The 2853-nt window shown below is 49.1% G+C and carries 4 protein-coding genes and 1 tRNA gene; all 5 read left to right on the top strand.

Annotated elements, in window-relative coordinates; all coding sequences use genetic code 11:
• Positions 1 to 19 precede the first annotated feature (19 nt).
• Positions 20 to 92 (top strand) — tRNA-Trp (locus Q0986_RS17135).
• A 261-nt stretch (positions 93 to 353) separates the two neighbouring features.
• Positions 354 to 662: a preprotein translocase subunit SecE gene (gene secE, locus Q0986_RS17130; RefSeq protein WP_299413239.1), complete on the top strand. Its 309-nt coding sequence runs from the start codon at positions 354 to 356 to the stop codon at positions 660 to 662.
• A 6-nt stretch (positions 663 to 668) separates the two neighbouring features.
• Positions 669 to 1289, top strand: a complete 621-nt coding sequence (nusG, locus tag Q0986_RS17125; protein ID WP_299413235.1) for a transcription termination/antitermination protein NusG — start codon at positions 669 to 671, stop codon at positions 1287 to 1289.
• A gap of 7 nt (positions 1290 to 1296) precedes the next feature.
• A complete protein-coding gene (gene rplK / locus Q0986_RS17120; protein WP_299413232.1) occupies positions 1297 to 1722 on the top strand; it encodes a 50S ribosomal protein L11 in 426 nt (141 codons plus the stop codon).
• A gap of 95 nt (positions 1723 to 1817) precedes the next feature.
• Positions 1818 to 2528, top strand: coding sequence for a 50S ribosomal protein L1 (gene rplA / locus Q0986_RS17115; protein WP_299413229.1), 711 nt, complete (start codon positions 1818 to 1820; stop codon positions 2526 to 2528).
• The last annotated feature ends 325 nt before the right edge of the window (positions 2529 to 2853 follow it).

Raw genomic sequence — 2853 nt, 5'->3', positions numbered from 1 at the left:
ACCACCAAGGTAGTCGTATGCGCCTTTAGTTCAGTTGGTAGAACGCAGGTCTCCAAAACCTGATGTCGGGGGTTCGAGTCCTCCAGGGCGCGCTCAATTTGGATCAGTCGGTAGGTCGGCAGTGTCCTAAACACCACTCCATCTTCTCCTTAGATTAAGAAGAGCGCATGGATCTAGAGCAGTTGCTCCCACTCAAGCACTGTCTCTCAATATAAAGCGACCCATCAGCTTGATTGTCCTTCATCTATATCGCCAGTGGAGACTGTCAATCCCTGGCAATTGGTATTCAAAGGTTAGCAACAGTGGCTAAAAGAAGAAAAAAGAAAAACAAGGCAGCAAACAGTCAGCCATCAATGTCGTCAACCAGCGTTGATGGGGGAGCTGAGCAACTATCTTCAACAGCCGCCAATCCTGACGAAAGCTCTGGAGAAACTGCGGAGAGCTCTGCTCAACCGACTCAAGGACGACCTGCGGCAGCCAGCGGCAGCACAACAGGGTTCTTTCAGGGGACGAAGGAAGAGTTGGAGAAAGTCGTCTGGCCTGATCGCCAACAGTTGATTAGTGAGTCGATTGCTGTGTTTTTGATGGTATCGCTATCGGCTTTCATCATCTCATTCATCGATAACCTATTCAGTTGGGTTTCCACGCTAGTGTTTGGGTAAGTACCAATGACCGATGACCCTCTCAGTACCACACCTACAACCAGCCCTGCGCCTGAGGGTCAACTGGAAATTCGGCACTGGTATGCCGTCCAAGTGGCTTCCGGTTGCGAGAAAAAAGTTAAGCACAATCTTGAGCAGCGTTTGCAAACGCTGGACGTAGCGGATCGGATTGTCCAGATTGAAATTCCGCAAACGCCCACCATTAAAGTGCGCAAAGATGGTAGCCGCCAAACCAGTGAAGAGAAAGTGTTCCCTGGATATGTGCTGGTTCGGATGATTCTGGATGATGAAACCTGGCAGGTGGTGAAAAATACGCCTAACGTTATCAACTTTGTCGGAGCGGAGCAGCAACGACGGTATGGCCGTGGACGGGGTCATGTCAAACCAATGCCGCTCAGTCCTTCAGAAGTGGAGCGGATTTTCCGTCAGGCTCAAGAGCAAGAGCCTGTCATTAAAGTTGATATGGCAGTGGGTGACAAGATTCAAGTTCTCAATGGTCCCTTTAAAGACTTTGAAGGTGAAGTGATTGAAGTTAGCCTTGAGCGTAACAAGCTGAAAGCGCTACTTTCGATCTTTGGGCGGGATACCCCCGTAGAATTGGAGTTTAATCAGGTGCGAAAAGAGTAATTGATTCATGGCAAAAAAAGTAGTAGCAATTATTAAATTGGCGATCGCAGCTGGCAAAGCCAACCCTGCTCCCCCAATTGGACCCGCATTAGGACAACATGGTGTCAACATCATGATGTTCTGTAAGGAATACAATGCCAAGACGTCCGATCAGGCTGGGCTCGTCGTACCGGTTGAAATTTCAGTTTACGAAGACCGAAGTTTTACCTTTATCCTCAAAACGCCACCCGCTTCTGTTTTGATCAAGAAAGCGGCTGGGATTGAGAAAGGCTCCGGAGAACCCAATCGGACCCAAGTGGGCCAAATCACCAAGGCTCAGTTGCAGGAAATTGCCCAAACCAAAATGCCTGATCTCAATGCCAACGACATCGAAGCAGCCATGAATATCGTGGCTGGGACCGCCCGCAATATGGGCGTCGCCGTCGTTGATTAAAGGCGACGAGTAAAGGTATCCTTAAGTACCTGTTACCCTTTGTTAACCCATTTGGGGAAGAGGCCACGGCTTCGTTAGCACCCCAGGAGTAAATCATGACTAAAAAATTATCTCGCCGTATGCGCGAGTTAAAGCAGCAAGTCGAAGAGCGCGCCTACGAGCCGCTAGACGCGCTAGAGCTGCTGTGTAAAACGGCCACGGCTAAATTCCCAGAATCTGCCGAAGCTCATATTCGACTGGGCATCGACCCCAAATATACGGATCAACAATTGCGGACAACGGTTGCTTTACCCAAAGGAACTGGCCAAGAGGTTCGCATTGCCGTAGTCGCCCGTGGAGAAAAGGTCAAAGAAGCGACAGAGGCTGGCGCTGATGTGGTGGGTTCTGAAGAGCTGATCACTGAAATTCAGCAAGGCCGGATGGATTTTGATCTGTTGATTGCGACCCCTGATATGATGCCTCAAGTAGCCAAGGTCGGTCGGATCCTCGGCCCTAGAGGATTGATGCCCTCGCCTAAAGCCGGAACCGTCACCTTCGATTTGCCGCAAGCGATTGAAGAATTCAAAGCAGGTAAGCTGGAGTTCCGGGCTGACCGAACGGGCATTGTCCACGTGATGTTTGGTAAGGCAACCTTCTCTGCCGAAGACTTGCTTGCCAATCTCAAGGCATTGCAAGACACCATTGACCGAAATCGTCCGTCTGGTGCCAAGGGAAGATACTGGCGAAGTCTTTACGTATCAGCTACTATGGGGCCTTCCATTGAAGTGGATATTTCGTCTCTGCGTGATCTGACCCTAACTGAATAACGCCACGCCTAAGTTTTGTATTGAAGGACATTGCCTTTGTCTCATCCCTCAACTGAATATTGAAAGACCGTAGATAGTGGGAGCTGAATGCTTAATGGCCTACTGAGGTTTTGAACTTTTGTACTTAAAACACCACCCGTATGGTTTAAGTCAGCACTCTCAAAAGACCTTGGCCCTTCCCACAACCAAGGTCTTTTGTTGTGGGGACCTGTAAGTTTCGTTTTTTATGTACCGATTAAGGAGGTGAACAGAAGAATGGGTAGAACCCTAGAAGATAAAAAGCAAATTGTAGCAGGGCTGCAAGAGAATCTAAATGACACCGTCA

This window comes from Acaryochloris sp. IP29b_bin.148 (assembly GCF_028285565.1).
Lineage (GTDB): Bacteria > Cyanobacteriota > Cyanobacteriia > Thermosynechococcales > Thermosynechococcaceae > Acaryochloris.
This window is presented reverse-complemented; position numbering and strand designations above follow the sequence as displayed.